Genomic DNA, 26,478 nt, shown 5'->3' with positions numbered 1-26,478 from the left:
TAAGTTATCAAGACAAAAACTTAGGGATTTTTTTATGAGGCGGCATCATACTAAACAAATAAATCGATCGATCAAATGTTTCTTCCAGACATCTCTAAATGGTATTTGATAAGACTGTCTAATTGTTTGAAATCAGCCCGAATATCATAAGCATGTTTTTTGGTTTTGATCAACTTTGAAATTTGCTGATCGATCCGGTCAAGGTCTTCTTCGTCAGTGTAGCCGATCCAATCAATATGTTCCAACCAATCAAAGTAAGCATGCTTGCCTTTACCGTAACTATTTCCGAACAATAAACAAGGAGTACCGGTCAAAACAGAGAAGACCATTGCATGCCAGCGATCGGTAATAATGATCTCTTGTTGAGAAAAAAGTTTTAATTCATCAACGATCAGCTTCTCGCGATTAATTGGTGTGATCCGATCGACACTATCCAACACCGTATCAGTTTTTTTCAAGGGGCGGCCATTATCCAAAAGCTGCTTGATCGATCCTATCAAAGATTCTTTGACGACCTTTTCGCCATCGTGACGCAAGACAAATAAGGCGCCTGAACGTTTCAAAGAATAATCAACAGCTTTAAAATACAGGACCATGTCAGGTGTGAAAATAACATGATTATTAAAAGTCGTCTGCATTCGATGATAGCTTTGCGCGTCTCTAGCGATCAAAACCAAGTGCGGATTTTTTTGGTAGGCTTCTTGACTCAGCTTTTGTTCGCGTTGTCCTTGCTCATTGTCTTCAAAATGGATCGACTGCGGAAATGAGATCGTCAAATTATTGACAAAAGTCGAAAATACTTTTCGCCGCGCCCGCTCATGGTCAAGATATAAATTGCCCATATTTCCTCCGCCGACAAAGGAAACGATATCTTGTGAGGTAATGATTTTTTTTACAGCTTCGATCCCCGCATCATTATCTTCTTCAAGGATCTCAATATACTGAAATTCAGGAAATTCATGCTCAATATAAGCCCTTTGTGCCAAAGAGACCGCTTGATCGCCTAAATTGGTATAACTGGGGATGCCAAAAGCAAAAAATTTTGGTCGACTATTTATCGGTAGAGTTTTATCTGCTTTAGTTGTTTCAATATAAAAATCTGTCATTATTTTCTCCTTATTTGAAACATGATTCAAACTTTAAACTTACAAAGAATTCTTTTGATAAGCTTTTTTGATTTTTTTCGCATTTAAAACAAAAACGGAAATAAGAATGCTCAAGCCGTTGCTTGCAGCAAAAATAAAAAATACTAGTGCTGTTCCCAAAAGGGATATCAGAACCGGATAAATGAGGCTGATGAAAAAGTTCGTGATCCAAGTTACAGCTGTCGAAATCGACATGAATCTAGCCTTAACTTTCCCGGGAAATATTTCCGACAAGAGCAGCCAAGTTACCGGACTAACGATCCCTTGATGGCTGGCCAGAAACAATGTCAGAAAAACCAAAACTAAAATATTTGTTACAGCCTGAATCGGAAAATGAACTTGTAAAGTCAAACCGAGCAAGATCAGAAAAATCACGTTACCGGTCAATCCTAATAAAAGCATTTTATGATGATCATAACGATCGATCATCCGCGTCCCGATAATACTTGCCAGCAGCGAAACGATTCCGATCAAGATGTTGGCATATAAAGATCCGCCTCGACCCATACCGACTTTTTCCATCAAGATCGTGCCATAATACATGACCGTATTGATACCTGATATCTGCTGAACCAAAGCTATCAAGATACCAGACACCAATAAATAGATCAGGCTGGGTCTAAGCAGAATATTTTTCCAAGATATCTTGTCGTTATTTCCTTCACTATTTTTAACTTTTTTCTCGATATTTTTTAAACTGGTCTGACTAAAGCCAAGCGAGGTAAATACTTTGCGAGCCCGTTTAAACTTGTTTTTAAGCAATAACCAATGAGGACTGCCGACGATATGAAATGAATTTATCCATAAAATGATCGCCGGAATGCTTGCTGAAACGATCATTACACGCCAGATCGGTTCCCAATCACCCCAAATATTGCCTAAGACCGCATTAACACAAAAAGCGACTAACTGGCCAAATACAATAAAAACTGCATTCTTGTTAACGTTGGCTGATCGGACAGGAGCCGGAGATATCTCAGCCAAATACATCGGTGAAAGACTGGAAGCAGCGCCAACGGCAATTCCCAACAAAAAACGAAAAATAGTTATCAGCCAAAAATTGATCGAAGCAGCACAAAGAAAAGTCGATATAGTGAACAGAGCTGCTATCCAACGCAAAGTTTTTTTCCTGCCGAACTTATCTGCGATCCTGCCGCAGCCAAGAGCCCCCAAACATGCGCCGAGAACCAAAGCGCTGGAAACGACTCCTTGAAGTCCAGGTGAAAGATTCAACTCGCTTCTTTTGCTCATAAAAGCAAGCGCTCCATTGATGACACCTGTATCATATCCAAACAAAAAACCGCCTAAGGATATCACATAGGCACTATATTTTAGAAATGAATTACTTATTTTTATACTCTTTTTCGCCATACTTTCCTTTCTTTATATATTTAGGATCGAAATAATTAGGCACACGTATACCCATAAGCTATAAAACTACCCTAGTATTTAAAGCCTAGCACTAAATTAAATTTTTTACTTTTTAAAAATTAGTTAACTTACAAAAAATAATCTTTTATTGTGAATTATTTATGTTGTAAAATAACAGGTAGGAAGCGAAAAATATGAAAACTACAGTGTTTGTTAAGGCTGGAAAAGTCGATATCAAAGATGTTGAAAAGCCAAAAATACAAGCCGATGACGACGCGATCATCCGTGTCGTAAGAGCTTGTGTCTGCGGCTCTGATTTGTGGGCCTATGGTGGTCAAGACCAAAAGGAAGCTAATTCCGAAAATACCGGTCATGAAGCCATCGGTATCGTAGAAGAAGTCGGCAGTGCTATTACTACCGTAAAGCCCGGCGACTTCGTTATCGCACCATTTACTCACGGCTGCGGCCATTGCGCTGCTTGTCTTGCAGGTTACGAAGGCGGCTGCCAAAGCCATACCGATAACTTCAGTTCCGGCTTCCAAGCTGAATATGCTCGTTATCAGCATGCACAATGGGCATTGGTAAAGGTTCCAGGCAAGCCTGAAGATTATACTGAAGGAATGTTAAAGTCTTTGCTGACATTAGCTGATGTCATGGCAACCGGTTATCACGCCGCACGTGTTGCACACGTTAAAGCCGGCGATACTGTTGTCGTTGTTGGTGATGGCGCCGTCGGACTTTGCGGAGTTATCGCAGCAAAAATGCGCGGAGCCAAGCGCATAATCGCTATGAGCCGTCATGAAGACCGTCAAAAATTAGCTAAGGAATTTGGCGCAACTGATATCGTTGCTGAGCGCGGTGACGAAGCGGTTCAAAAAGTTATGGATCTGACTAATGGTGACGGTGCTGATGCCGTTTTGGAATGTGTTGGTACTGAACTTTCTACTGATACAGCTATGAAAGTTATCCGTCCAGGTGCTACAGTCGGCCGTGTCGGCTTGCCACATACACCAAAGACAGATATTTCTGCACCATTCATGAGGAACCTTGTCTTAGCTGGTGGACCAGCCTCTGTTACCACTTACGATAAAGGTTTTTTGCTTGATGCTGTTTTGAAGGGTGATATCAATCCTGGAAAAGTCTTCACTAAGAGCTTCCCGCTTGATCAAGTAGATGATGCTTATCAAGCAATGAAGAACCGTGAAGCGATCAAGTCTATGCTAGTCGTTGACTGATAATTAAATCAAATTTTGAAACCCGTTTATATCAAACGGGTTTTTATTTTAACAAAAATACTTTATTTGCTCCTATAATTTAATTAAAGCAAATTGATATCCATATTTATTACAATAGTTTTTTTAATTGCGCTGATCATATTGATCACATTTTTTTCTAGGGATTTCAGAGAGAAAAGAAAAGAAGGCAAAAACGTTTTTGTCTCCTTGCTTGGTACGATAGTAGATTTTATTATTGAAAAAATTTGAGTCAAGATAAGAATAGCTGATAAGCATTGCGCTGATCAGTATCATCATGATCCAAGTAAATGATTCCAGCGTAATCAAAGGAGAACTTAGCTGCCAAATGCTGCATCCGCTTGTTTTTAACATGAGTATCGATGCGCAATTGCCGGTATCCCAGCCGATAAGCTTCACTGATCAAATCACTAAAAAAATAATCGCCTAAATGATTGCCGGAAAAATGCGGATCGATAGTGATGCGGTGGATAGTCGCGTATTTTTGTTGAGGATCGCCCTGCCATTTTCCTTGATATATATCAGCGTAATTAGGGTCCGGCAGCTGAAAAATAGTAGCTGTACCAACGATATCTTGGTCAAATATCAACAAATAGGTCCATGATCTTTTAATATCTTCTAAAAGATCTTCTCGCCGCGGATAACCTTTCTGCCACTGAGGGATCCCCTGATCAGCCAATAATTTTTTGCCCTGATCGATCAATTGAACCATTCGGTCGATGTCATAAATAGTTGCCTTGCGAATATAAACTTTAGTCAATATCCAGCCCTCACAAAAAAATAAATTAAGACAAATATATCACACCAAAAATCATTGGAACAAAATCAATAATCAGGTCGGTCAAAGCTGCTTAATACAGCCGCGAAAAAAGCTGCAAAAATGACTATATAAAGTATTATAAAAATTACAAAAATAATGAACTGAAAAAGCCCGGCTCGATTCCAAGTAGCTTGAACCGCCTTAAAAGTTTCAACATCTTTGTAATCACCCTTTTGCCAAGCCCATTCATTGCCTTTAAAACCACAGACAAATACCCAAAAAATATTAAAAAGCGGTATCAAACAAAGCAGCGGCAAATAACTCCTATTGCCGATCCCCCAAAAAATATTGTTCATAAAAGCACCCCAGTTCCAGCCTTTGATTTCATCTGGAACTTTTTTGCTATTTTCTTCTAAAGCCATATGTTCTCCTTTTTGATAAAGCCATAATTAAGATATTTTTTTGCTCCTGCACGGTTTTAAGCAGCACTCTTAAGTTTCGCTTAATAATTCATTTTTTAATAGGGGTTCTACCTTGTTGAACTGACACACATCTGAAGCCCTTGGCTGTTAGTGCTAAGGCGGCAAGTACTTGGACAAGAGGAAAAACCTTTCATACTACACTGAGAGCTTATAAAGTGGATCAGGCTAACAAGAAGCTAGCTGGTGAAATTGGTATACTCATTTATTCAAGTGGGATCAGTTATGGAATAGGTGCATTTATTGGAACAGCTAGTGATATCGCCGCCGCAGTACTTGGTTACGTTGGGGTCATTTACCCTAATCACAAGACCCCTAAGGGCAAATATGTCTCCTATTATTACACCTACAAGATCATTGGAAGTGGTTGGATTGAATATGAAGTACATTATAATTTTTATAAGAACTCTAATTACACCGGATTACAAGCCAGTGTCACCCAAGGACCTGCTACGGCTGATTTGAATTGATAATTGAAAGGAACTAATAATGACTGATCGTAAAAAAAATAGCAATCGATCCCGTTTAATCTTTGATATTCTGTGGCCAGTATCGTATATTATCTTGGCCGGTGTGATCATTTTCAGTATTTATGCTGAACCCGCCTTCACTGCTAACGGTCGGTTACTTGCCTCTATTGTGGTTGTGTTAGTGGCCTTAGCATTAGGTTTGCCAACTAGTTATCATCATTTTAAGAAAGACGGCTTTGTTGGTAAAAGAAAGTCTGAATAAAAGTAATTTCAATTTAACGCAGTTGCGATTTCCGCCATACCAAGGCTCTTGGCTCCGGTGGTCATCGCTGCTGCGTTTTTGAGTTCTCCCCTTTTTTCCTGAATCCGATTTTCCAAGTCGTCAACGGTGAAACCATTTTTCATCTTGACAAAGTAGTTGTATTTGAAGGCATTTTGGTGATTTGCTCCTTTTTAACTGATATACGAACATTTGTTCGCCTTTATTTTAAACTACCACTATGGCAGCAAAGACGCGGGTTCTACCTCATTGATCTGACACACATCTGAAGCACAGAGGGTTTGATTTCGCCAAACTTCTCAGGGTTCTACCTCATTGATCTGACACACATCTGAAGCTAACGAGAACAAGTATATATCATTTTAATAAGGGTTCTACCTCATTGATCTGACACACATCTGAAGCTGGTCAACACCATTGTGGAGGTAGTCCGAGGGGTTCTACCTCATTGATCTGACACACATCTGAAGCCAGCCCGTTAGCTATATTTGTCGATGTGACGGGTTCTACCTCATTGATCTGACACACATCTGAAGCATTATACTTCTGGAACAGCTGGCAGTTGGTGGGTTCTACCTCATTGATCTGACACACATCTGAAGCCCATATGCATCATAGTTGACCATATTTAGAGGGTTCTACCTCATTGATCTGACACACATCTGAAGCCCATTTGAATCAGTTGAATTTATCGCCATAGGGTTCTACCTCATTGATCTGACACACATCTGAAGCGTAACGCCCAGTTTTCTTTTGGCAATTCAAGGGTTCTACCTCATTGATCTGACACACATCTGAAGCAGGGTTCCTTTGAGTACGATAGAAACTGTTGGGTTCTACCTCATTGATCTGACACACATCTGAAGCAATTGATTATGATAAATTAAATGAATTGATGGGTTCTACCTCATTGATCTGACACACATCTGAAGCTGCCAATATATACAACGGTTGTCTGACTTTGGGTTCTACCTCATTGATCTGACACACATCTGAAGCGACTTCTCCTGCTGATGGATTTTATCTAACGGGTTCTACCTCATTGATCTGACACACATCTGAAGCTTGACCCTTTGGCGTTACTTTTACCGTTTTGGGTTCTACCTCATTGATCTGACACACATCTGAAGCTGCTAGCAATAGAGTTCTGTTTAGCTGTTAGGGTTCTACCTCATTGATCTGACACACATCTGAAGCTAGTCGATTATCTGCAAATGATTAAAATGGGGGTTCTACCTCATTGATCTGACACACATCTGAAGCAGACCACGCGTTCGTATTTTTTAAAATATTGTAAAGTCTTTATCAAAAAAATAGTTCGCAGCTGCTTCTGGTACATCGATCTTAGATTCAAACCTTTCTAGAAACAAAACATTTCTTTCCATTTGACTAGCAAAAGTGATCAACTCTGCTAATTCTGCTTTAGATAAATAGATCAAAGAATTGGTAAAAATGAGCATCCGAGGATCTGACAACTCAGATGATAATTCAATTATACTTCGGAACTTGTCGTAGGGACGATCCCCAGTAAGTGGATTCACTTGAATTTTTTTATCCTTTACTAAATCAGAAATGTCAAAATTAGAGGAAAAAGAAAATGGCAAGTTTTTATCTAAAATAACTTTGTTAAATACATTGTTAACTTTATTAGTCAGATCAAAAATCTCTTTTAAATCAAATTCATCCAAATTATTGACAAAAGTATCATTTATCAATTTGTTATAGATTTTATTTAAATCATGGAATAAAGTTATGTCACCAAAATAAACAGAAAACTTTTCTAGAGGCAAAATCTTGTTATCGCGAGAAAGAATTGTTTTGTCATTATCAATCTGCAGTTGTTGGCAGAAATTATAAAAATGAAAGGGATCTTCAATGGTTAAAACATTAATACCAATTTTGATTTTGATCGGCTCGCTGGGATAAAAAGTCAATAACAAATCATTCATATTACTATCACCTTGTCGTCAGTATTTCTAATATCATCAGATGGTGTTCCGACTAAAAACTTCATCCCCACATACTGTTTTTCCGTAACTATCAAAGATTGAACCAACCCGCTTGAAGGACATAAAGAAGCGATCCTTCGTTCCATAAATTCAGCTGACTTCCGATTAACAGTTACCCGTACATAAACACTTTCTTGGATCATCAAAAATCCTTCGTTAATTAAGGCCTTTCTAAAAAGACGATAGTTACGACGATCATTAGGCGTTAAAGTTGGTAAATCAAAAAAAATCATCAACCGCATTATTCGATACCTCATATCTCAACATCAGCTTCCATTTGGTCATCAATTCCCGATAAAAAGTTCAAACTTTTTCTAACAAATAACGTTATTGCCGAATTGATAGTATTAGATTGTCCTAAATACGAAATCTCTTGATCAAAAATCTCTATTAAAGTGATTTTATTTTCCAGGGTCAGTTCATACTCTTTCATTTGAAAAACAGCTCGATCAATAGCCGGACGAAAAACTTCCATCAAATCACAGGCAAGATTATATTGATTTTCCTGACTATCATGATGAATACCAATTTCAGTTAAATATCCATTAGCTGATATTTCTCGCGAAACAGTTGAAAGCAGTATTGAATAACCATAATTTAGCAGAAAATTTATTTTTTGATCATCATCGTGACGCACAAAATCTTTGCCAAACAAACGTGTAAAGTATAATCTCGCCGCGACTGCTTCTCTGTTAGAGCTGTCATTATCCATAATTTCCGGAATCAAATCCAAAAGTGATTGATCATCTTTCTGAAAGCCCTTCAAGCAAGCTGCTTGATTTGTTATTTTTGTTTGGACTATCTTTTTCCAAAGAAGATGTTTTCTCTCAGTCCTCCAACTGATTTGTTTTTGGATATTTTGATTCCGATTACCATTGCCGATGTAATTATTGATCTCGCCAATTGGAAAAGATTTATCATCAGTAAACAAAACACGGACTTGCCGCCGTAAAAGTTCCATCACTGCATAAGCCGTGATGACAGCGCGGGTCGTACCAATGATTAAGACCCTAATGTCTTCAACAGGGATCTGTCTCACATCTGTATCTGTTTGTACGATGCACATATTTAATTTATAGGAAATTTTGCAATGCTGATTTATTAATATATTTCGCCAAGCCATATTGAAAATCACTTTCGGATATGTTTTAATTGTTTCTGGGATCGATCATCCCAATTTTGATGGGTTCTAACTCATTGATCTGACACACATAAATTGAAGTAAAGCAAGACTTCGGTCAAGCTTAAAAGTTTCACGTAAGTGATTCGGCCGTATGGCCAAATACATATACTAAAAGCAAGGAATCATTTCCTTGCTTTTTTTTCGTAAAGATCAGATACAGACACCGTCTTTGTAAATAATCCAGTTGGTGATTGAAATATAAACTCTGCATCATCGCTCAATTTAATGCCGCCTTGACCATGATCCTGAGTGTGAAGTGTTTTCCAAGCCTTTTCTGATTTAAAGTACTTTTTGATTGGATCGCGGTATCCAGCATCATTTCCTAATATATGGATCAAGTCAGCAAGCAGGTTTTGTTGTTTGGACAGATCCAGCTGCAAAAATTCACTTCTCAACGAACGCAAGTGAACGATATCATTTTTATAAAAACGAAAACGTTTCTCAACCTCTGACGAGGTGATAGAATCAAATATTTTAATCAAATTATCTTGATCAGGCATTTTGGTTACCAAATTTTTCCCGACTATTTTATATATATTAATAGGCAGCCAAAGTTCTTTTGCATTATGTTTATACTCAGACGAAGCCAAAAAGAACAATGAACCATCGGACTCTTTAACGAGCTGTCCTAATTTGATCGAATCCAAAATAACCAGCTCAAAACCTTTGATATTAAGTGATGATATATAGTCGTAAACGGTCGTAATTTTTTTATCGATCTGATTTGCTACAGCAAGCGGTATTTTAACAACAACATTACTGTGAGAATTTTTTGCGTTAACTCGAATCAAAGCAGAATAAGCTGATGTTGTCGAACTGAAACCGCCATAATATTGCGTATTTTTATTTCCTTTATATGGAACAAGTTTTCGTTTGGTATTATCGTGCAAAGGATTCTTATAAACGGTTTCATTATATAATTTTCCAACATGTACGCCATTCAAACGAGTCACCTCAACGTTTTTATAATTCATCACTGATTGCAAATAATTAAAATCATCTTCATGCCAAAAATCATTTTTAGATTTAATGATTTCTCCAGTCTTAGTATCCACTCTGCCTCTTGTAGCAGCAGCCATTGAACCGACAACAAAACTAAAAGGATTTAATTTTGACTGGTTAGAATTTTTACGGAATCTTTTGATCCAGTCTTTAACATAATTATTATATTCATTGCCGGCATCATCTGATAAGGTTCCTTTTTTCATCAATCCGCTATTTTCGATGTAAAGTCCAACCGTTGAAAACAAAAGTGCATCAAAAGCGTGGTGATAATCATTTATATCACGATTTTTAGGTATATCTACATATTTACGCATATCGGAAGTTATCGAAGAACGAATGGCTGTGGCTTTCGTTTCACCGCCGAAATGTGCGTCGATCAAATTGGCCACGTTTTTAATGATTTGACGAGTTTCAACTAGAGAACGTGCTATAAAACGTTCGCGTTCGCGTTCAAGTTCGCTGAAACTTTTTGTTCGGATCAAATTATCAAACTTCTTTTTGCCGATAAAACCTAGTCTGTATAAATCGAACCAAAAATCTTTCATTTTATTAACTAATCCAGGCACATAATCTAACGAATCAGTCTTGTATCTGTTAATGTCACTGTCCACTAAGACACGATTTTCCAGAGAATCATCTTTTGTGTACGCTTGTGGAATAATATGATCAATATCATAATTACGGCTAGATAATTTATCGAGATCGATTGGTTTTCCGGTATACATATCTTTGCCTTGCTGAACAAAATAAAGGTAGAGACGATCATTGCGCAAATCGGCATCATCGTATTTGGCGAGATCCTGTTCAAGTTCTTTAAGACCAGCATTATGCAATAAATTCTGTACTCGATTTTTGCGTGAAAATGTTTGGCCGCTATTTTGCGTCTCACGAGCAAACTCTAAGAAAACATGTTTTGGCGCATGGCCAAGTGCTTTAACGATATCATCCAAGATTCTGAAAGATTGTGTAATACCGCGTTTGATATCTTTTGGTCCCGCTAACTCATCGATCAGCCCGTAAACATCTTGTTTGTCAACATCATCTTGGTTTTGTGCGTTTATCCAAGCACGGACATCATAATCATCTTTGACGTTGTTAATAATTTCCATCAAATTTAAATTAGTATTATACAAAGTGTCGATGATGCTTTGTCTATTTTCCGGAAGTTTAAAAGTTTGATGACTAATTTTATCAGCGTGATGAACTATTTTTGTCGTTAACAATTTCTTAGATAAACGTCCCCAACCGGTGTAATGTTTGTTAGCAAGTTTTGCAGCGAGGTCCGGAGTTAATCCATCTAATTTTTTTAGTTGACGGAGAAGAACTTTTTTGTCTTCAAATACTGTCTGCAATTCAGTGATCTTTTCCAACAATTCTTCATTTTTAGGATCATCAACAAATTTCTTATCAAATACAGAAACCAAATAATTGTAGGTAGTCAAGGAGTTATTAAACTGTTTGCCGTTTTTATCAGCAAGACCTTCTATTTCAGTTCCTTTTTTTACGATCCCGTTAATAGCTAAGAAATCTTCAACCTCTTTTTTTGTTACTTTGCCCCTTGATTTATTTTTGAACAGTTCTTCAAAAACTAGTTGCTTAGCTGGCACATCGAGACGCTGATTTTTGATTCGGATATTATTTAATTCTTGCAGTACATTGTATTTTTGATATAAAAGAGAATTGCTTGGTAAAGTTGATTCGCCGATTAAATAAGTATCGGTTCCTGTCAAGCGCTTGATGAAATTTTTCGCTGATGAGTCCAAATCGACTACTCTATCAATATTCCAAGGAGTTATATTATCAGAGCTTTTTCTGACCATCCAATGATTTTCAGATTTGCCTTCTTTACCAGAAACTAACGGACCTACATAATAAGGTACGCGAAAATTAACCAAGGCAATGATTTTATTGTTCTCTTGTCCTTCGGCATTTTTAAAAGTTGTCTTTAAAAAAGGGTAATAAGCAGCTTGATTACTAATAATCTTTTCAAGTTCATTCGCATGTAATTGATGCGGGATCGTACCATTATCTTTCGTTCGTTGAAGCGGCAGGAATTTATCATCATCAATTTTTTTGATAAGTTTTTCTTTGCTGTTTTGGTCTAAAGAAGAATTTTCGATCTCGGATTTAAACAATGCTAAAGCTTTTTTGATCTTTTTATCGTCGCTGCCATGCAGATCGATATAACTTTGGTCGATGTCGTTGGCATTATCGTCGTTACGAACATTTTTTTTGATCAAATCCCAATCATTATGATGTTCTTTATAACGACGTACCATCGCGTCACTGATAGTGTGGTCTTCACCAAGCAATTGTTTTAAGGTTAGGCCATCATAAAACTCCTTTAGTTTTTCGACAAAAGAAAAATCATCAACATTCAGATCGGATTCTAAATCGTTTAATTTACTGTCAATATCCGTATCAGAAAACTTAAATTTAAATTTATTTTGTGTATCTTTATCAATTTCTTTGGCATCGAGGCCAAAGATCGTGATCAAATTAACCTGATTTCCAACGACAGCTTGCAGCACTGCCTGCAACATCTTGCCTTGGTCAGGATCAAAAACTGTAAAACTTTTATGAGCGTTGGCTGCTCGCTGTGTCCTTGCACTATTCGTATCTGTCAGAGACGCTGATAATGCGTCAGAATCAACTGAAAAAACAACATCTTCAAATTTGTTTGCAATAAAATCATTTAAAAACGAAACAAAATCATTTACATTAAAAATCGAATCATTTCTAACAGACCCTTCGATCAGAAAATGACCGCGATATTTAACGATATGGTGAATAGCAAGATATATTTCTCTTAAATCGTGCTTTTTAGTGTCGTTCATCAAAGCCTGCCGCAGATGATAAATAGTAGGATAATTTTTATAAAATTTCTTATCATCTTCTTTGGTATCAAATAAACGGCCATTATAAAAATGCTGTTTATTATCAGCATCTTTTGGATGTACCCAAGACCATTTCAGACGACTTAAAAAATTATCATCGCCAAATGCGATCAATTCCGGAGAAAATATTTCATTGAGCAATCTTATGCGCCAACGGCGTCGCGAAAGCCGCCGACGAGTCGTCCGATATCCACGTCTTTCAGCAGCAGACTGTGCAGAATCGAAAAGCCTTGTACCGATCAAGGCTTTGCCTTTCTTATGTAATAAACGATATCTATCGTCCATAACTGCCCAGCCTACCGAACCGGTTCCAATATCAAGGCCAACAGAATAATCTTCAGAATTACTAGCCATTTTCGATCTCCCTTAATCGCTTTTTTGATAATAAAAAAACTGACAAACTGATTATATTCTTATTTAATATAAGAAAATACATCAATCATCAGTCTTTTTTATCACTTCTTCAAAAGGCCGCCAACTTGCTTTTTCAAATAATCCAATTGCTTATTAGCCGCATCGATATCATCACCCTTAGCACCGATGTAAACCTTTAATTTCGGTTCAGTTCCCGATGGACGCAAAGCGATCCAAGAACCATCTTCCAGCCAGTATTTGATAACGTTGGCTTTTGGCAGGTCGATCTTTTTGGTCGTACCATCTTCCAAATCTTTAGACAATCTCAGCTGATTATCTTCAACAACTTTAACAGCGGTATCGCCAAATTCTTTTGGTCCCCGTTTCCGGAAATCAGACATAACTTGAGTCATTTCCTGATGACCTTTTTCGCCTGGAAATTCAGTAGCATCAGATTCTTCGGCAAAAGCACCGTACTTGTCATAGATTTCTTTTAAACCGTCTCCGATCGTCATACCGCGATCCTTATAATAAGCGGCAAGTTCTGACATTAAAGTAATTGCTTGAACAGCGTCTTTATCGTGAACGAAAGGCTTGATCAAAAATCCATACGATTCCTCAAAACCGAATTCAAAAGTGTAGTTCTTCTTTTTATCAAATTCGACGATCTTATCAGCAATGTATTTAAACCCGGTCAGAACAGTGAATTGCTTGATACCGAATGACTTTGCGATCAGTTCTGGTAAATTAGAAGAAACGTTAGATGTGACGATAGCACCATTATCCGGCAAAGTACCAGCTTCCTTTTGCGCCGTCAAAATATAATTTATCATCAAAGCGGCGATCTGATTACCAGTCAAATACTGATAGTCACCCTTTTCAGTCCGATAACCAACACCCATTCGATCCGAGTCAGGGTCGACAGCTAATTCAATGTCGGTGCCGTAACTTTCTGAGATCTTAAAGACCTCATGAAACTCCGGATTAGGATATTTAACAGTCGGAAAAGTCCCGTCCGGCTCAAACTGCTCTTTAACGATCGAAACTTTATCAAAACCAGCCTGTTTTAAAGCTCTGGAACCAAGATCACCGCCGGAACCGTGTAAAGGTGTGAAACTGATCGTTAATTTATCTCCCCAGCGTTTTACCAGATCGTGATCGATAGTCACTGATTCAACTTGCTTAAGATAAGCTTTATCGATATCAGCACCGATTTTCTTGATGCCGCCGGCTACTTGTTTTATATCAAAAACATTAGTTACTTTTTCGCGTTCAGCAACGATCTCATCGGCTGGTTTTGGCGGTAATTGACCGCCGTCTTCACCATAAAGTTTATATCCGTTATATTCTTTAGTATTATGGCTGGCCGTGATCATGATACCGGCGTAAGTATGCAGATACATAACGGCAAAACTCAGTTCCGGTGTTGGATGCGGTCCATTGAATAAGTAAACGGTAATATCGTGTGCCCGCAAGACACCGGCCGAAACTTTTTTAAAAAGTTCAGAATTTATCCGAGAATCGCCGGAAATAACAACACCGCGTTTCTTAGCTTCATCCCCTTGTTTATCAATATGGCGGGCAAGCGCTTCAGTCGTCTGAGCGACCGTGTAGATATTCATCCTGTTGGTACCAACACCAAGCAGACCGCGCATTCCAGCTGTACCAAAATTAAGGTCTTGATAAAAAGCATCCTCAAGCTTTTCTTGATTGGCATTCGCAAATTCCAAGCGCAGGCCTTCGGGCAGATCTGCCGCTTCCCACTCTTTGATCTTCTCTTGAATCTCTTTTTTTGTTCTCATAATTCCATTGTAATTTTTTCTTATGTAAAATGGTGTTATGACGATAAAATTAGTGGCAATTGATGTAGACAAAACTTTGCTGAACAGTGAAAATCAGCTGACTAAAAAAACGATCGATGTTTTAAAAGAAGCGATCGCTAAGGGTACAAAAATCGTGATAACTTCTGGACGGCCTTTGAGCGGTACAAAAATTTATTATGGCAAATTAGGAATCGCCGATCGCAGCGATCAATATGCGATCAATTATAACGGTGCTATGATCAGAACAACTGACGGCAATATTTTAGACCATACGGCTTTAAGCGGCCAAGACTATCTAGACTTATATAAATTAGCCGGGCAGTTAGGTGTCAAGATCCAAGCAGAAACCGCCGACTATATTTACACACCATATCTTTCTGTCCCTAAATATACTAAATTTGAAGCAAAACTGGTCAGTGCCGACATTAAATATGTGCGCATGCAGACGATCAAAAAAAATGATCAGATCACAAAAGTTATGTACATAGACGAACCTGAGCGGATCGACCATGCTAAAAACAATCTGCCTCAGTGGGTCAATGAACGCTTTACGGTCGTCAGCAGTGCGCCGATCTACCTCGAATTCATTTCTAAAAATGTTTCAAAAGGTATCGCGGTCAAAAAATTAGCTGATCGTTTAAACATATCTCAAGATCAAGTCATGGCGATCGGTGATCAAGACAATGACCTATCGATGATCGATTATGCAGGTCTCGGTGTTGCGATGGGCAACGGCATCGATCAGGTCAAGCAGCAGGCTGATTTCGTTTCTAAGACTAATGATGAAGACGGTGTCGCATATGCGGTCGACAAATTTGTCCTCAAAGAAGAAATCCAAGAAAAAAATAACTGAAGACTCTTTTATTCAACACCCTTTGCCAAACAATTCGGGCACAAACCAAAAAGTGAAAAATCATGGCTCTCGACTTTATATCCTTTAAGTTCGGGAGCTTTTTTGATGATCGGTTCTAAATCGATCTCCTGGACAAGGCCGCAGCCTCGACAAATAAAATGATGGTGGTGGGGATGATCGAAATCACACTGATATTTAACGAAACGCTTTTGGTCGACCGTTAATTCTTCAACGATGCCGATATCTTCAAATTCTTTAACATTGCGATAAGCTGTTTCGTGACTCATATTAGAAAATTTACCGCGCATATACTTATCGATGTCGGCAAGCGAAGTATAATGCTGGCGAAAATCAGATAAATAGTCCAATAACTCTTGACGCTGTTTAGTTAATTTGTAGCCATTTTTTCTTAAAATTTTAGCGGCTAAATCGGTTTTCATAAGTTCAGGCTAGCAAACTTATAATCATTTGTAAATAGTTATAATTACTATTTCTCTAAAGGAGATTTAGAAAAATCATGTCCGCGATAGACCATCCAGCTGGTGACCGGGATCGTCAAAAGGACCCCTATCATCGCGATCAGCAGGTCTAAAGCAGCTGCTACGATCAGTTTGCCGTTGATCAATTGGGCAAAACTATAATGCAGGCGGACATAGAAGATCATTAAAGACAAATTATCGCCCAGTACGCCAAAAAAGAGAGTGTTTAAAGCTGTACCGATGATTTGCGATCCGATGATATTAGATTGACGGAAAAAATTTTTTTGACTGATATCCGGCGTACTTGAAATCAGCTCATTCAAGTCGGCAGATATCGCCATGCTGGCTTCAGCGATAGCACCCAAACTAGCAACGATCGTGACCGCAAAAGCGATATTTTTAAAATCCAGGCCGACAGTCAGCAGCAGTCCCTCTAATTCTTCTGAAGATTCAGTCGCAAATCCCTGTACATTTGCCCACTGATTGACTGGAAAAGCCAACAAAGCTACTAGCAAAAGTACGACCAGGCTGGCTGAAAAAGCATGGTTAGTAACTTTTGGATCATCAGCCGAAAGATAGATCGAAACAGCAAGGATTATAAAACTGATAAAGGCTGTCACGACATAAACGTTAAATTGCCAATTCAGCAGGATTATTAAAAGAAAGACGGCCGCCATATTTATGACTAGACCATAAAAATCATTCAATCCCTGTTTGCCGGCAACGATGACCAAAAGAATAAAGAGGATAATGACTAAAATCAAAAAAGTACTCATTTGCTCGGCTCCTTAACAGTCTTTTTAGTTAAAAGAAGCGACGCCAGCCAAGAAGTTATCGGGACTGTCAAAACGATCCCAATAGCAGAAATAACCGTTAAAAACATCCCCAGCATCATCGTCATTTCGATAGTATATGACCAAGTATTGCCATTGCGCAAATACAAAAAGACCATTGGCAGGGTGTCAGCGATAAAGACCATAAATAAAACATTGGTCAATGAGCCGACGATATCGCGGCCGACCCGCATCCCCGAACGAAAATAATCCGCAAAAGAACGATCCGCATTTTCACGCTGCATGCCGAACATCATTGCAATGATATCAGATGCTTCATCCATTACAGCACCTAAAACACCGATCATTAATTGGGAGTAAAACAAAGGTATCGGAAATTGAGTTACAAAATCCATATATTCAAAATGGATCCCGCGCGCACCATTCAAAGCGATCGTCAAAGCACCGATCCCGACACCTGCAGAAGTCGAAAGAACTGTCGAAAGGAAGACGGTGAAAAACTGCCGACTTTTTCCCAATACCATCAAAAGAGTGAAAAAAGCAAAAACGATCGTCAAAACCGCAAAGATAAAAATAGCTGAGATATTAACAAAATTTATATCAGCAATGATCGCCAGCAAAAAGAAAATAAAATTCGCCGCCATACTGATAATGATCTGAAAGCTCATTTTATTTGTGATCACAAATAAAATCGCCGCCGCAGTTGCCAAAACGAAAACTAATACCGTATCGCGTTTCAAGCCGATTATCGCCCACCAATGGCGGCGATTGAGCAGCAATTGCTGACCAGGATGATAAGACTGTGTCATCACTTGTGATTTTAAGTATTGATTGTTTATGTAAATAGTCTGTCCGCGGCGTTTGGTATTCAAAAAACGGATCTTTAATCGTTGAGTCACGTTTTGATCTGTATTTTGATAATAATCATGCGTATTTTGGCTTGAGATCTGACGAACACTTTGGACTCTGCCGATCGGCGTTTTATACAAAGGATAATCAAAATGTGTCAATAAAGTAAGCAGAAAAACTGCAAATAACAAGAACAGCCATTTCGACCTCTTTTTAAAGAAAGTTTTCATTAATATGCATTCTAACGCAAATAAAAAGCGTCTAAAGAAATAGGCGCTTTATGGTCGATATATTTAATCCTGATCAGGCAATTTCAGATCGGACGGTGAAACAAAAGAAGTCCGCTTAACAAAGATAAAATGAGTAAGAAGCGCTAATATGACCGGAATGACGACAAAAGCGAAAATGATCGTCATCAGATTTTTAGTGCCGGTCGAAAATGCAGCGATCGGTCCGATCAAACCGGAAAAGCCGAAACCGGCCGACATCGGGGTACCTTGGATATTAAGCAAAGCGGCCTCCAGCCCGGCTAGAGCTGAAACGATGATTATCGGTAAAAATAGGCGCGGTTTTTTTAACATATTTGCCATTTGGATCTTAGGCGTACCAATAAAATGACTAATGATACCGCCAAAGGAATTGACTGACGACCCCATCAAAGCCAAAGCGAAACTAGCCGTGGTGATACCAAGGTTAGCGGCACCTGAACCAATGCCGGAAAGACCGATCGCTAAAGCGATCCCGGCAGAAGAAATCGGCGACAAGATAAGCACAGCGAAGATCGCTCCCATCAAAGGGCCCATGACTAATGGCTGCAAACCAGTCAAATCATTGATCAAGCGGCCGATCTCAGTAGTGATCGAATGAACGAAAGGAAAAATCAGCCGGCCGATACCGCCGCCTAAAGAGAGGACCAAGATCGGTGAAAAAATAACTTTCAATTGACCAAGACGATCTTTAAGCAAAAAAATCAATAAAGAAGACAAAGCGATCGTTAAACCGATATTGATGATATCACCGGGTCCGGATAAAATGACTGTCCCTTTTGAAAAAGTATAAGCACCTGAACCGGCAAAAGCTGCCAGCATCAGCGAACCGCTGTCGATCGAGGAAAATTTAAAAAAATGAGCGATCGCATAAGCAGAAACGACAGCTAAAAGACTTTGTGAGACCGAGGTCATCTGGGTAATGGCTAAAGCAGCGGGATCATTGCCGAAAATCCGCATCAACGAACCTAAAATAGCCGATGGGATCAGAGTTATCACGATTCCGATACTTAATCCATTCAATATATTTGATACAAAATTACTTTCTTTTATTTTCATTATTTCGATCCTTAGCTTAGTGTTATTTTTTCTTTTTCTTTAACGAAGAATTTTTCCAAACGTGCAGCTGCTGTCTCTAAATCTGCCATAGAGGCAGCATAAGATAAGCGCAAATAACCCTCAGCTCCAAAACCGGCCCCCGGAGTCAAACCGACTCTGGCCTCTTGTGCGATCTGGCGGACTGATCGAAGGCTGTTTTGATCACAATAATCAGGGATCTTAAAAAATAAATAGAAAGCACCATCGGGATGGACGAAGTCGATATCCATTTTTTTAAAGGCCGAAATCAAGAAATCACGCCGCTTTTTGTACTCTTGACGCATGCTTTTCGCATCGTCGATCCCATTAGAAAATGCCTCTGCCGCAGCAGCCATCGTGACATCGGGCAAAGCGGTATCGATCAATTCATGAACCACGGCGATCTGCGAAATTATTTCAGCCGGAGCAGCAATGATACCGACTCTATAGCCAGTCATGGCGTGCGATTTTGAAATACCGTTCATCAAAATGGTTTGTTTTGGCAAAGCTTTGGCAAAAGATACATGGCTGCGGTCATAAACCAGTTCGGAGTAGATCTCATCGGAGATCAGAAAAACATCATGCTGTGAAATGACCTGTGCTAATTGCTGGATTTGCTGCTGATCATAGGCAGCTCCGGTCGGATTCCCCGGTGACGCGATCACAACAGCCTTAACACAAGGATTCTGATCCAAAACCGTCTTCAGTTTATCGGCTGTCAGTAAAAATCCATCTTCTGCTGTCGAGATATCAATGATTTGGCCCCCGCATACTTTTGCCGCGCTGGCATAGACTGGAAAAGTCGGTTGCGGAATGACGATCTGATCACCAGAATTAATAAGTGTCTTCATCACATCGAAAATCGCTTCAGTCACCCCGGTAGTTACCAAAATATCCGTTTCGGAGTCGTAATCTAATTGATATTTTTTCTTGAGATAACTTGCTGCTGCCGACAACAGCGCAGCCGTCCCTCGCGACGGAGCATAATGAGAATCATTATTCAAAATATCTTGTACAGCTGCCTGTTTGATGTGCTCAGGAGTATTAAAATCCGGCTCCCCGACTGTCAGCATTACGATATCGTCAACTGATCGTAATTCTTTATTCAAAGCCAAAATCTGACTGGGTTTAGTTGCCCTGATGATATCATTAGTCTTTTTTTCCAAACCTTTTTTCAAACTAGTCATTTTCTTCCTCGATTTTTAGATAAATAAAAAGCACTCCTGGTCCCAATTTCCCAAGAGTGCTCTGATCTAACTAAAGATTATCGTCTTTTAGAGGTCTCGGGAAACTCCCGCGACCAAAAACTGGTTTCGCGGGTCAACGCGTAAACCAGAAATAATAGCGATTACTTTGTAAATTCATATTTGCCATTGAAGTTAATAAAAGGATAGTAGAAAACAAATTATTTGTCAACAGCATTTTCCGTAAATAGATATTTATTTCGTAAAATGTCTATCCCTTCTTGATCGATCTGCAAAAATTCCTTGAAATAGTTTTCATAACTGCCGGAGATTTTTTTCAAAGTGGAAAGAGCACGCTCCAAATAATCGATATTGACCGTCCACATGGAATGAATATTTTCTAATTCAGCTTGATCGGCACCTTGGCGATGCATTTCAGCCATTTTTTGTGCGACTATGTCTTTGGATAAGCGGTCAGTTAGCAGGTAATCGTGTTTTATTTGTGCTTCATTGATATTTAAAATACCCATCAGAAGCATTGAAGCAATACCGGTACGATCCTTGCCGGCCGTGCAATGAAAAACGAGGGTATTTTTTTCATCTATCAGCAATTCAAAAAATTTTCGGTAGGCCATATTTGAATAATGGTCAGAAATAAGGTGCTCATAGGTACTGATCATTTTCAAATAGCCGATCCCTTTCTGTTCGTATTCTTGATTAAGCTGTTTGTAATCAATAGTCGATTCAGTCCGATCGAAATCCATAACAGGGATACTGATATCATCGACTCCGGCCAGCAAACGATCCGGACTAGCTTTTATTTCTGCTTTAGTGCGAAAATCAACGACCAAATCTACATCTCGTTTTTTCAGATAAGCTAGATCATCATCATCGAGATCAGACATGCTTGAAGTTCTGAAAATTTTCCCCCACCTGATTTTTTGGCCATTGGCCGAAGTATACCCGCCGATATCGCGGAAATTATATCCGCCTTTTACTGGTAATAGTCGTCTTTTATCCATATATCAATTTTATCTGATTTAAATACAAAAAAACCAGGCGTTAATACCTGGTTTAGATCACTTCACAAATTAATTGAAAGCCCTTTAGCTAATTCCGAAAGATCCATGATCGATTCCGAAAGCGTCGGGTGCGGATAGATAGTCAAACTTATATCATCGACCGTCAAACCGTTCTCGATCGCCAAAGACAGCTGCGAAATCAATTCAGAAGCCTGCGGACCAACGATCTGAGCTCCAATGACTGCCTGACTCTTATCATCGACGATCACCCTGACAAAACCCTTGGCCTGGTCGATAGCTAAAGCTCTTCCGTTAGCAGCGAATGGGAATTTGAATACTTTAGCTGCCAGCTTTTTTTCAGCAACTGAAGTCGGTGTTTCTCCAGTCGTTGCTAATTCCGGGTCAGTATAGGCAACTGAAGGCAGCGAATAATGCATATCGACAGCATTTTCAGCTTGAGCAATAGCAGCTGCCGCGATTTTAGCCTGAAAACTGGCTTTATGAGCCAATCCAGGACCGCTCGTTACATCACCGATCGCATAAATATGCGCAACATTGGTTTTTTGAGAAAGATCCGTTTTGATGAAATGATGGTCATCCAATTGAATATCGGTATTGTTAAGACCTAATTGATCAGTATTCGGCCGTCGACCAACGCTGACCAGCAAGTAATCAGCAGAAATAGTTTTATTTTCACCAGCGCTTTGAAATTCGACGCTGACTTCTTTGTCATCCTGCTTAGCTGAATTTGCTTGAGCTGAAGTATAGATCTGGCCGCCCTTAGCCTTGAAATCATCGATGACCGGTTTGATCAGCTCAGCATCAAAACCATTCAAAACATGGTCTAATCCTTCGATGATAGTTACCTTAGCTCCCAAATTCTGGTAAGCGCTGCCGATCTCAAAGCCGATAACTCCGCCGCCGATCACGATCAAACTTTTAGGTATTTCCTTTAAAGCAAGCGCACCTGTCGAGTCAAGGATCCGTTTGCCAAAAGGGATCGAAGGTATTTGGACTGGGTGCGAACCGGTCGCGATAATGATATTTTTAAAATTAAACAGTTCGTGGCTGTCTTCTTCGACAACATTGATCTGCTCGTTGTCGGTAAAGGTCGCGCTCCCGCGAATCACTTTAACATGATTCTTTTTTAAAAGCATCGCCACTCCGCCAGTCAAAACATCAACCACTTTGTGCTGTTTCCAATCTTGAGTTTTCTGCCAATCAAGACTGGCTCCGCGGCTCTTAAGACCATACGGCTGTTCATGAGTCATCAATTGATAATTATGGCCAACATTGATCAAAGCCTTGGAAGGGATACAACCAACATTCAAACAAACACCGCCGATAAGACCATTTTCGATCACTGTAACTTTTTGTCCCAATTGTGCTGCTCTGATCGCAGCGACATAGCCGCCAGGACCCGAACCGATAACGACCGTATCTAAATCTTCTGCTTGTGCACCGACGACCATTTTTACACCTCCATCAACATATATTCAGGATCAGCCAAAAGACTCTTCAAATAATTCAAAGCCTGCTGGCCGAGCATGCCATCGATCAAACGGTGATCATAACTCAAACTGAGTTTCATCAACTGTCCGGCAACGATAGCACCGTTTTTGTCGATCACCGGTTCTTTTGCGATCGTGCCTAACCCTAAGATGGCGACCTCTTTCCCGTTGATGATCGGAGTAAACCAGCTCCCGCGAGCTGAACCGACGTTAGAAACGGTGATCGTACTGCCCTGCATCTGTGCTGCTTTGATCGAACCGGAGCGGACTGCAGCTGCCAAATCTTGGATCTCTTTTGCGATCGTCAAGATCGATTTGCGATCCGCATCAAATATAACCGGGACAAACAAACCGCTTGGTGCATTGACAGCGACACCAACATTGATCTGATCATGATAAATGGTCTGGAATTTATCGATATCGATCGAAGCATTCAAATCAGGGAACTTCTTGGCTGTGGCTGCTAAAGCTTTTACGACATATGCCAGATAAGTAAGTTTTATATCCTGATCAGCTGCCTGCTGCTTAAAATGCTTACGATGTTCGACCAATTTTGAAACTTCCACTTGATCAAAATTAGTTACAGTCGGGATCGTCTCATTTTGATGAGACATCGCTTTTGCGATCGCCCGCCGAACCGGAGTGAAATCAACTCGCCCTTCTTTCAAAGCAGGAGCCGGAGTCGGAGCAGCCGCTTGCTGTGTCTGAGAAGCAGCCGGTACTTGAGAATTTTGAACAGCTGTTTCGGCAGTTTGGGAAACTGTTTGAGCTGGTTGTTTTTGGCCGCTATCGATGTAAGACTGAAGATCAGCTAAAGTGATGTGGCCATGGCGGCCGGTTGGCTGAACATCAGCGAGATCGACATTATTCTCATAAGCCAAATGGCGAACTGACGGCATAGCCAAAATATTTCCGTTAGAAGCCTTTAATTCAGCCGACACTGGTGTTTGAGCCAGTGCTTGAGAATTTTGAACAGCAGTTTCAGAAGCTGCAGCTGGTTGGGCAGCAGTCTGCTTTGTTGAATCAGCCGGTTGATTTTCGGCTTGGACATCTGCACCATTTCCATCGAACTCGATCAGAGGATCGCCGACTTTAACGGTCGTACCGGCATCGACATATAGTTTAGTGACCTTGCCGTCATAAGGCGAAAGGATCTCTTGAAGTAATTTATCATTTTGTACTTCTGCTACTGGATCATCAGTTTTTACCTGATCGCCGACTTTTACCAGCCAATTGGATATTTCACCTTCAGCCATCCCTTCGCCGATATCAGGCATTTTAAAAACTTCAGTCATAGTTTACGATCTCCTTTACTTTTGCCACAATATCATCGCTGTTAGCCATCCAATCATTTTCGGCTTGGCCGAATGGATAAACAGAATCCGGAGCAGCGACCCGGCCGATCGGAGCCTTAAGACTCAAAATAAACCGTTCTGAGATCTCAGCCATGACACTAGCCGAAACACCGGCCATTCGCTGCGCCTCTTGAGCTACTACGACTCTTCCGGTCTTGGTCACAGAATCACCGATCGTTTCGATATCCAATGGCGATACTGTCCGCAAATCGACCACTTCTGCATCGATCCCTTCTTTTTTAAGATCTTCGGCAGCCCGTAAAGCGACCGGTACCATTCCGCCGTAAGTTATGATCGAGACATCACTGCCTTCTTTTGCGATCGCAGCTTTGTCCAATGGTGTTGTGTAATATTCATCCGGAACTTCGCCCTTCAAAGAGCGATAAAGATGCAGATTTTCCAAAAACATCACCGGATCATTGGATTCGATCGAACTGAGCAATAGTCCCTTGGCATCTGCCGGATTGGCCGGCATTACAACTCGTATTCCCGGTGCTTGAGACAAAAATCCTTCGAGATTATCAGCATGCATTTCCGGTGTTTTCGTTCCGCCGCCATAAGGCGAACGAACAACGATCGGCATATAACGCGTGGAAGCGAAACGGAAGCGGTTGCGAGCCATCTGCCCAGCCAATGAATCAAGAGCCTCTAGCTGAAAGCCGGAAAACTGGATCTCCATGATCGGACGGTATCCTTGAGAAGCCAAGCCGATCGCCAGACCGCCAATACCGGATTCGGCTAAAGGTGTATCAAAGACTCTCTCTTTGCCGTACTTGGCTTGCAGACCATCGCTCGCCCGAAAAACTCCGCCATTCTTTCCAATATCCTCACCGAACAACAAGACCTTATCATCACGTCCTAAGGCAAGGTCCTGTGCTTGCAAAATAGCTTGAATATAACTCCTAACTGTCATTTTACTTGCCCTCGCTTTCAAACTTTTTGATCTGTTCTTTTGCGGCGAATCCCGGAACTTCCAAAGTATTTTTGATGAAATCGCTGATCTTCTGTTTAGAAACGTTATCAGCTTTCTTAACATCATCAGTGATACGCTGGTCTACTTGATCAATGTAAGCTTTTTCTTTGTCTTCATCCCAGATACCCTTGGATGTCAAAAACTTGCGCATTCTGATCAATGGATCTTTTTGCCACCACTTAGCGATCTCGTCTTTAGTACGATAACGTAATGGATCATCTCCGGCAGTTGAATGCGGTTCAAAGCGATCGGTCATCGTCTCGATCAAAACCGGTCCTTTACCAGATACGGCCCATTCACGAGCTTCTTTAGCTGCTAAGTAAACTGCCAAGGCATCTTGGCCGTCAACGACCAAGCTCGGCACACCGGCTGCCCAGCCTTTGGCAGCCAAATGAGGAGCTGCCGACTGAACTGCCCTTGGTACAGAAATGGCAAAGCCGTTGTTTTGGATAAAGAAGACAGCATTAGCATGGAAACTGCCGGCAAAATTCACGCCTTCATAAAAATCTCCTTGCGAACTGCCGCCGTCACCAGTGTAAGCGTAGGCAACAGCATCAGCCTTCTTCTTTTTCAAAGCCAAAGCTACGCCGGCTGCTTCGATATAATGAGCACCGATGATGATCTGCGGGAACCAAGAGTTGACCGGTTTGCCGTCATCAGTTTCAAAAACATTTCCGAGTACATGGCCGCGGCTCCACAAAACCGCCTTCCAGATCGGCCACCCTTTAACAACGATCTCTGGAATGTCGCGGTAACCTGGAAAAAGCCAGTCTTGGTCTTTAAAAGCAAATGAAGAAGCCATTTGCGAAGCTTCTTGGCCGGCAGTTGGTGCAAAGAAACCAAAGCGGCCTTGTTTTGCTAATTTAGTCGAACGAATATCCAATTGACGACTCAAAAGCATCCGCTTGAAAAGCTCGATCAGATCGTCATCACTTAATTCACTCCTTTTAAAAGCTTCCGGATCCAGCAGATTTCCCTCGTTGTCCAACACCTTCAAAGTCGGAAACAGCTCATCTTGTAATTTTAATTGAGCCGGAAAATCAAGGATCTTACGATTTGTGTCACTTATACTTGCCATATCGATCT

23 protein-coding genes and 1 CRISPR repeat array are annotated in these 26,478 nt (G+C 40.2%); of the genes, 4 read left to right on the top strand and 19 right to left on the bottom strand.

The genetic code is table 11. From position 1 onward, the window contains the following. Nucleotides 1-71: 71 nt before the first annotated feature. Nucleotides 72-1,106, bottom strand: a complete 1,035-nt coding sequence (locus tag ACKP2L_RS01690; protein ID WP_439425662.1) for a polysaccharide pyruvyl transferase family protein — start codon at nt 1,104-1,106, stop codon at nt 72-74. A gap of 39 nt (nt 1,107-1,145) precedes the next feature. After that, nucleotides 1,146-2,516, bottom strand: coding sequence for a sugar porter family MFS transporter (locus ACKP2L_RS01685; RefSeq protein WP_439425661.1), 1,371 nt, complete (start codon nt 2,514-2,516; stop codon nt 1,146-1,148). 194 nt (nt 2,517-2,710) lie between these two features. Here ACKP2L_RS01685 and ACKP2L_RS01680 point away from each other — a divergent pair, with 194 nt between their 5' ends. Continuing rightward, entirely contained in the window at nt 2,711-3,751 is a 1,041-nt protein-coding gene (locus tag ACKP2L_RS01680) for a zinc-binding dehydrogenase (RefSeq protein WP_439425660.1), read from the top strand. A gap of 250 nt (nt 3,752-4,001) precedes the next feature. Here the strand turns inward: ACKP2L_RS01680 and ACKP2L_RS01675 are convergent, their stop codons facing one another. Together ACKP2L_RS01675 and ACKP2L_RS01670 are read right to left on the bottom strand one after the other, a co-directional pair. Beyond that, nucleotides 4,002-4,529 carry a GNAT family N-acetyltransferase gene (locus ACKP2L_RS01675; protein WP_439425659.1) on the bottom strand — a complete coding sequence of 176 codons (528 nt, stop codon included), beginning with the start codon at nt 4,527-4,529 and terminating at the stop codon, nt 4,002-4,004. A gap of 65 nt (nt 4,530-4,594) precedes the next feature. Beyond that, nucleotides 4,595-4,951: a ribonuclease G gene (locus tag ACKP2L_RS01670; protein ID WP_439425658.1), complete on the bottom strand. Its 357-nt coding sequence runs from the start codon at nt 4,949-4,951 to the stop codon at nt 4,595-4,597. Between the two features lie 215 nt (nt 4,952-5,166). On the opposite strand from ACKP2L_RS01670, the gene ACKP2L_RS01665 reads away from it, so the two are divergent. Then, nucleotides 5,167-5,478 carry a hypothetical protein gene (locus tag ACKP2L_RS01665; RefSeq protein WP_439425657.1) on the top strand — a complete coding sequence of 104 codons (312 nt, stop codon included), beginning with the start codon at nt 5,167-5,169 and terminating at the stop codon, nt 5,476-5,478. Between the two features lie 19 nt (nt 5,479-5,497). Then, nucleotides 5,498-5,740, top strand: a complete 243-nt coding sequence (locus ACKP2L_RS01660; RefSeq protein WP_439425656.1) for a hypothetical protein — start codon at nt 5,498-5,500, stop codon at nt 5,738-5,740. A gap of 254 nt (nt 5,741-5,994) precedes the next feature. Beyond that, a CRISPR array of direct repeats spans nt 5,995-7,021; the repeat unit is 36 nt; unit sequence GGGTTCTACCTCATTGATCTGACACACATCTGAAGC. A 20-nt stretch (nt 7,022-7,041) separates the two neighbouring features. Here the strand turns inward: ACKP2L_RS01660 and csn2 are convergent. The 5 genes from csn2 to ACKP2L_RS01635 all read right to left on the bottom strand — a co-directional run bounded on the left by csn2 (nt 7,042) and on the right by ACKP2L_RS01635 (nt 15,008). Further along, entirely contained in the window at nt 7,042-7,707 is a 666-nt protein-coding gene (gene csn2 / locus ACKP2L_RS01655) for a type II-A CRISPR-associated protein Csn2 (protein WP_439425655.1), read from the bottom strand. After that, a complete protein-coding gene (gene cas2, locus ACKP2L_RS01650; protein ID WP_439425654.1) occupies nt 7,704-8,024 on the bottom strand; it encodes a CRISPR-associated endonuclease Cas2 in 321 nt (106 codons plus the stop codon). The genes csn2 and cas2 overlap by 4 nt, the downstream gene beginning before the upstream one ends. After that, nucleotides 8,021-8,890 carry a type II CRISPR-associated endonuclease Cas1 gene (gene cas1 / locus ACKP2L_RS01645; protein ID WP_439425653.1) on the bottom strand — a complete coding sequence of 290 codons (870 nt, stop codon included), beginning with the start codon at nt 8,888-8,890 and terminating at the stop codon, nt 8,021-8,023. Before cas1 ends, cas2 begins: the two co-directional genes overlap by 4 nt. Before the next feature lie 182 nt (nt 8,891-9,072). Next, a complete protein-coding gene (gene cas9, locus ACKP2L_RS01640; RefSeq protein ID WP_439425652.1) occupies nt 9,073-13,206 on the bottom strand; it encodes a type II CRISPR RNA-guided endonuclease Cas9 in 4,134 nt (1,377 codons plus the stop codon). Between the two features lie 101 nt (nt 13,207-13,307). Further along, nucleotides 13,308-15,008: a phospho-sugar mutase gene (locus ACKP2L_RS01635; protein ID WP_439425651.1), complete on the bottom strand. Its 1,701-nt coding sequence runs from the start codon at nt 15,006-15,008 to the stop codon at nt 13,308-13,310. A gap of 37 nt (nt 15,009-15,045) precedes the next feature. On the opposite strand from ACKP2L_RS01635, the gene yidA reads away from it, so the two are divergent. Further along, nucleotides 15,046-15,882: a sugar-phosphatase gene (gene yidA, locus ACKP2L_RS01630; protein WP_439425650.1), complete on the top strand. Its 837-nt coding sequence runs from the start codon at nt 15,046-15,048 to the stop codon at nt 15,880-15,882. Nucleotides 15,883-15,890: 8 nt separating this feature from the next. Here the strand turns inward: yidA and ACKP2L_RS01625 are convergent, their stop codons facing one another. The 10 genes from ACKP2L_RS01625 to ACKP2L_RS01580 all read right to left on the bottom strand — a co-directional run bounded on the left by ACKP2L_RS01625 (nt 15,891) and on the right by ACKP2L_RS01580 (nt 26,470). Beyond that, nucleotides 15,891-16,322, bottom strand: coding sequence for a Fur family transcriptional regulator (locus ACKP2L_RS01625; protein WP_439425649.1), 432 nt, complete (start codon nt 16,320-16,322; stop codon nt 15,891-15,893). Nucleotides 16,323-16,369: 47 nt separating this feature from the next. Then, complete coding sequence (locus ACKP2L_RS01620) at nt 16,370-17,137, bottom strand: YibE/F family protein (protein WP_439425648.1); 768 nt, start codon at nt 17,135-17,137, stop codon at nt 16,370-16,372. Beyond that, entirely contained in the window at nt 17,134-18,234 is a 1,101-nt protein-coding gene (locus ACKP2L_RS01615) for a YibE/F family protein (RefSeq protein ID WP_439425647.1), read from the bottom strand. Before ACKP2L_RS01615 ends, ACKP2L_RS01620 begins: the two co-directional genes overlap by 4 nt. A 63-nt stretch (nt 18,235-18,297) precedes the next feature. Next, nucleotides 18,298-19,329, bottom strand: a complete 1,032-nt coding sequence (locus ACKP2L_RS01610; RefSeq protein WP_439425646.1) for a PTS transporter subunit IIC — start codon at nt 19,327-19,329, stop codon at nt 18,298-18,300. 11 nt (nt 19,330-19,340) lie between these two features. Next, the gene (locus tag ACKP2L_RS01605; RefSeq protein WP_439425645.1) at nt 19,341-20,534 is read right to left on the bottom strand and encodes an aminotransferase class I/II-fold pyridoxal phosphate-dependent enzyme; all 1,194 of its coding nucleotides are present in this window, start codon (nt 20,532-20,534) and stop codon (nt 19,341-19,343) included. Between the two features lie 218 nt (nt 20,535-20,752). Beyond that, the gene (locus ACKP2L_RS01600) at nt 20,753-21,553 is read right to left on the bottom strand and encodes a tyrosine-protein phosphatase (protein WP_439425644.1); all 801 of its coding nucleotides are present in this window, start codon (nt 21,551-21,553) and stop codon (nt 20,753-20,755) included. A 62-nt stretch (nt 21,554-21,615) separates the two neighbouring features. After that, nucleotides 21,616-23,025, bottom strand: coding sequence for a dihydrolipoyl dehydrogenase (gene lpdA, locus ACKP2L_RS01595; protein ID WP_439425643.1), 1,410 nt, complete (start codon nt 23,023-23,025; stop codon nt 21,616-21,618). Nucleotides 23,026-23,027: 2 nt separating this feature from the next. Next, nucleotides 23,028-24,359 (bottom strand): dihydrolipoamide acetyltransferase family protein, encoded by a 1,332-nt coding sequence (locus tag ACKP2L_RS01590; RefSeq protein ID WP_439425642.1) that lies wholly within the window; start codon nt 24,357-24,359, stop codon nt 23,028-23,030. Next, nucleotides 24,352-25,332 carry an alpha-ketoacid dehydrogenase subunit beta gene (locus ACKP2L_RS01585; protein WP_439425641.1) on the bottom strand — a complete coding sequence of 327 codons (981 nt, stop codon included), beginning with the start codon at nt 25,330-25,332 and terminating at the stop codon, nt 24,352-24,354. The genes ACKP2L_RS01590 and ACKP2L_RS01585 overlap by 8 nt, the downstream gene beginning before the upstream one ends. A 1-nt stretch (nt 25,333) precedes the next feature. Next, on the bottom strand, nt 25,334-26,470 hold the full coding sequence (locus ACKP2L_RS01580) for a thiamine pyrophosphate-dependent dehydrogenase E1 component subunit alpha (protein ID WP_439425640.1): 1,137 nt from the start codon (nt 26,468-26,470) through the stop codon (nt 25,334-25,336). Nucleotides 26,471-26,478 lie beyond the last annotated feature (8 nt).

It is taken from the genome of Oenococcus alcoholitolerans, assembly GCF_051852995.1.
GTDB classification, from domain to species: domain Bacteria; phylum Bacillota; class Bacilli; order Lactobacillales; family Lactobacillaceae; genus Oenococcus; species Oenococcus alcoholitolerans.
The sequence above is the reverse complement of the archived record's forward strand: the minus strand, read 5'-3'. Positions and strand labels throughout refer to the sequence as shown.